This window comes from Dethiosulfatibacter sp. (genome assembly GCF_983023055.1).
The window spans coordinates 1-4,808 of the sequence record NZ_CEZJXU010000174.1; the positions used below are offsets into that span (position 1 = coordinate 1).

Consider the following 4,808-nt stretch of genomic DNA (forward strand, 5'->3'; position numbering starts at 1 on the left):
TTTCCTCAAACTGTTCCCAGGGAATTTGATCTGCCATTTTTATCCATCGGTTTTCTGGATTCGTTTTTAGCTCCTATTGAATATAATATCATGGGTAAGTGCAAAGGAAATCCTGTTAGATGCGAAATACCCTTGCACCTATTATACCAAATTTGAGCTTGAAAGTCAGTAAAATCAATAGTTTGAATGTTAATCAGCAGACACTAATTAACTACATATTTGTTGAGACTACCAAATTTTCAATTATTCTACTAGCGCAATCGCTCTTACAGGAGATCCGTCTCCACTCTTGAATTTCAAAGGCATAGCCATAAAAGTGAAGTCTTTTCCAATCAACTGGTCAAGATTCTTAAGGCATTCAATTACAGTCTTCTTTTCCTGCATTAGCCTCTTATGGAGCGGAAGCTCCTCTTCCTTTAGACGATCCAGCGAAGCATATTCAAGACCAATCCCTTTTATTCTGTCATTTTCTGCAAGATATTCAATAACTTCCATTGAAACATAAGGATAGTCTCCCCAGAATTTATCCTGTCCCCAGAGTTTTGCCCAGTCACAGTATAATAGTACGAATTCCTTGTCTTCCATGTTCATTCCATTAAAAATCTCTATTCCTATCTCTTCACCGTTGTCATATCCGGAACAGTCAATCACGACACCCTTTCCTATAAATATGTCAAGCTGTTCAGTATCAGTACAATAGCCTTCCGGCTGAACATGTGTATTACAGTCCATATGGGTTCCAGTATGGGTTGTCATTTCAAATTTTGTCAACTGATATACATCACCCTCAGGAACATTTCCTAACATTTCAAAAGACGGTTCTGGTGCGCCGGGAAAAACCGACATTCCATTTTCCAATGTTTGAGACAAATCAACAATCTTCATCTTTTTTCCTCCTCAATTAGTATGGTACTAGCTTATTTTCTTAATCTCTTTTTCTTCCATCAAATCTTCAAATGTCATGAATATATTTTCTGCGTTAATGGATGCTTCTAAACCAAGTTCATATATGAAATCCTTTAATTTATCCAATACAACCTTCTTGATATCATATGTTTCAAGCAATATTATCCCTATTCCGCTTTCCTGGAATCTAACAGTATATTTCAGACTTATTGCATCAGTAATCAGAACATCGGGAGCACTCTTTATTATTTCATCGACCATACTGTCATCAATATCTGTACAAACTGATACCTTACCAATATTTTCTTTCATTTTGCATGATATCCTCATGGTTTTAATTCCTTCGGATTCTACAAGCATTTCTACAAAATTTTTCACAGGCATTTCATTTTCGAGTCTTCCCGTTCTTCCTTTTCCCATATGGTTTCTTGTTTCTTCAAGAGGATAAACATCATATTCTACCTCTTCATAAGGATGTATCTTACAAAGTTTGTCTATGCATTCATCCAATTGATGCTCAGGTATAATCATCTCAAAACGCTCTACCTGAACCTTTGATAAATCCCCTATGGCTCCTATATGAGGGTTTGCTCCAGGCATTGTCCTAAACCACTGGTAAGCAACAGAATAATCGGAAACTTCAGAATATGTTCCAATATATCCCGCTCCACTTGGACCATCAGCAACTCCAATCTCACCCAGGGCTTTTCTAATCTGTTCAGTCCAGTTTTCCTCCTCGACAGGAACACAACTCGCTAGCTTGTAGCACTTTTCCCTATAAGTGATTTTTATTATTTCCAAATCAGTAACTTCCAGTTTCTCCAGCAAAGCTGCTGAATACCCATTGTCAGTCACGTCAAGATTGGTGTGCATGACATATAGAGCAATGTCGCTCTTGATAAGTCTGCTTATTAGTCTACCTTCAATATTCGAGAAACTTATATCGTTAAATTCCAATGGTTCATAGCAAACAATCATATTTGTGCCTGATTTTATGGAATTATCAATAACATCTTCAGTCAAGGACATAGTAATAACTACTTTTTTAATCTCATCTTCGCCATTTCCCGTTATAAAACCCACTCTTTCATTATCCAAAGCTCTTTCCACGGGTGCATATTTTTCAAGTTCGTTAATTAATTCAGCTATCTTCATTTTACATCTCCTCATTCAAGCCGGCAGTCCATTATAGTATCTTGCCGATGCTTAAATCAATTCTCTCAATTGCCCTTTTAATGTTTTCCTGCGAATTAGCAAAAGACAATCTAATATATCCTTCCCCTTGATCCCCAAAAGAATTTCCGCTCAATACTGCCACATTTGCATTGTGCAACAGATGGTCAGACAGCTGAGCGCTCGTCATACCTGTCCCTGTTATATTGGGGAAGGCATAGAATGCAGCCTTCGGCTTAATACAACTTATTCCATTTATCGAATTAAGACCGTCTACTATTATATCTCTTCTCGCCTTGAATTCCTCGACCATTTTTTCCACTTCATCTTGAGGTCCCTGGAGAGCTTCAATTCCACCAATCTGAGTGAAGGTAGCAGTACAGGAATTGGAATTTATCATTAAGGTTGTTACAACCTTTGCAAGCTCCTTGTTCATTATACCGTAACCAAGTCTAAATCCCGTCATAGCGTATGTCTTTGAAAAACCGTCAAGTACAATTGTCTTGTCCTTCATTCCAGGCATTGTAGCTATGGACTTTGTTTCACCTTCATAAATTATTCTGTCATATATCTCATCAGATAACACATAAATGTCTTTGTCCTTCAATACTTCATATATCTCATCTATGTCTTCCTCAGATAGCAGCCCTCCAGTCGGATTAGCAGGATTGTTAAGTATTACTAGTTTGGTTTTAGATGTGATTTTTTCCCTTAAGTCATTTATGTTAAATTTAAATCCTTCTTCCTCTCTTATCTTGATTGGCACGGGAATACCCCCGCAGAATCTTATGACAGATGGATATATTGGAAATCCCGGATCTGGATATATAACCTCATCCCCTTCATTTATTAAAGCCTGAAGGGTGAAGAAAATTATCGGTTTCGCTCCCGGAGTCACTACTATTTCTTCTTCAGAAGTTTTCAGGTTTTTGTGTCCATCCACATATCTGGCTATTGCAAACCTCAAATCAGGAAATCCCTGTGCATTTGTATAATGTGTGAATCCCATGCTTAGGGCTTTAATCGTCGCATATACTATATTATTTGGTGTATCAAAGTCAGGTTCTCCTATTTCAAAATGGATTACATCCTTTCCTTGAGCTTCCAATTCTTTGGCAGCAGCCAATGTTTTAAACGCTGATTCATTTTTTAAATTTAAAGTTCTATCTGAATAATTCATTTTACCTCCTATTTCAATTTCATCATTGTTTATTGCCTTATAGACAATAAACGTGTGTCAAACTTAATATTGACACACGTTTAAGTTTGATTAATTCAAGCTAAATGCTATGCTAAAAGCACATTTCTTTTATTATCGAATACATACCTTTGGCAACAGACAGTATCTCATCTGTTTTCACAATCTCATTGGGTGTATGGGCAACCTTAAGACTTCCCGGGCCATAGTACATAGTAGGAATATCCAGTTTCTGAATATATCCTCCTTCTCCCCATCCTCCCATATCGACAAGTTCGACAGGAATTTCTCTCGTACTTTCGACAGCGTTTCTAACCCTTTTAAATATCTCAGTTTCAGTTTCAATACTCAAAGCCGACCAGTCACCAATAAGATTCGTTATCGCTTCAAATTCAGAGTCTCTTATCTTGCATTTTTCAATTATCATGTCAATCTCTTCAATAAACGATGAAACATCCGATGTAGGCAGATACCTTTTGTCAATCATTATGCTGCAGTTTGCTGGAACAACGTTGGCCTCTGAACCACCTTTAACCGTTCCGATATTCATAGTAGGTTTACCAAATCTTGAATCTTCCTCGATTACGCCGCTCTCAAGGTAGTCCTCCAACTCAACTATAAACCTTCCTGCTCTGTGAATTGCATTTATACCCAGATGAGGAGTGCTTGCATGGGCTGTCTTTCCTGGAAATTCAACCTTCATCCATGCATTACCCTTGTGGTATACAGCAAAATTCTCCTCTGTTGGTTCAGCAATTATACAGAAATCAACCTTTGGAATGTTCCCTTTTAAAATAGCCGAAGTCATTTGGTCTCCCTTGTACTCTTCATCAGTGCTGTATGCAAGGTAGATGTCTCCCTTCTGATTATCAAGCTTAGTTGATTCAATAAACGCAGTGAGTATTGCAGCACATCCCGACTTCATATCGGCAGAGCCTCTTCCCCACATGATTCCATCCTTGATCTCTGCTGTAAAGGGATTCTCCATACCTTCAGGGGAAACTACATCGAGATGACCTTGAAGCAATAACTTGAATTCAGGGTTCTCACAAGTCTTAGATGCAACGAGATAAGGATCTTCAGTATTTATGTCATAAATCTCCACTTCAACATCTGTGTTGTTTTCAATGTATCCCTTAATATATTCCAGTAATTGTACCTTGCCTTCAAGTTTATAGCTGTTAACCTTTACAATATCCTGTGTTATTTCCACAGCTTGATTCCAGTCAATTGATTTAAATTCATCCAACATTAAAATCCCTCCTATTTCATCTTCAACTTCACTTTTTCACTTGTTTCCGTTTGAATATTCATCCATTTAAATCTCTTGTGTGATTCTATTGAATTCAAGATTTCTCCACTCTGAATATCTTTTTTGATTGCTTTTACAAAAGAAACTATCAATAACGCCATTACGAAAAGAACCGGTATCGCATAGAGTGTCGTAAGGGACTTAATTGTGTTAAGTATATTGAGTCCTTCAACATTATGCTCAAGGAACAGTATTGATACAGGCAATGCCAAAAAGATA

4 protein-coding genes and 1 pseudogene are annotated in these 4,808 nt (G+C 37.4%); all 5 read right to left on the bottom strand.

What is annotated here, in order from left to right; all coding sequences use genetic code 11:
* Nucleotides 1-243 precede the first annotated feature (243 nt).
* Nucleotides 244-885 carry a cyclase family protein gene (locus AC3AX0_RS07280; RefSeq protein ID WP_487549644.1) on the bottom strand — a complete coding sequence of 214 codons (642 nt, stop codon included), beginning with the start codon at nucleotides 883-885 and terminating at the stop codon, nucleotides 244-246.
* 27 nt (nucleotides 886-912) lie between these two features.
* Nucleotides 913-2,061, bottom strand: coding sequence for a Nif3-like dinuclear metal center hexameric protein (locus AC3AX0_RS07285; protein ID WP_487549645.1), 1,149 nt, complete (start codon nucleotides 2,059-2,061; stop codon nucleotides 913-915).
* Between the two features lie 31 nt (nucleotides 2,062-2,092).
* Complete coding sequence (locus AC3AX0_RS07290; protein WP_487549646.1) at nucleotides 2,093-3,259, bottom strand: pyridoxal phosphate-dependent aminotransferase; 1,167 nt, start codon at nucleotides 3,257-3,259, stop codon at nucleotides 2,093-2,095.
* A gap of 112 nt (nucleotides 3,260-3,371) precedes the next feature.
* Nucleotides 3,372-4,529 (bottom strand): M20 family metallopeptidase, encoded by a 1,158-nt coding sequence (locus tag AC3AX0_RS07295; protein WP_487549647.1) that lies wholly within the window; start codon nucleotides 4,527-4,529, stop codon nucleotides 3,372-3,374.
* An 11-nt stretch (nucleotides 4,530-4,540) separates the two neighbouring features.
* A pseudogene (locus tag AC3AX0_RS07300) lies at nucleotides 4,541-4,808 on the bottom strand (hypothetical protein); the annotation flags it as partial.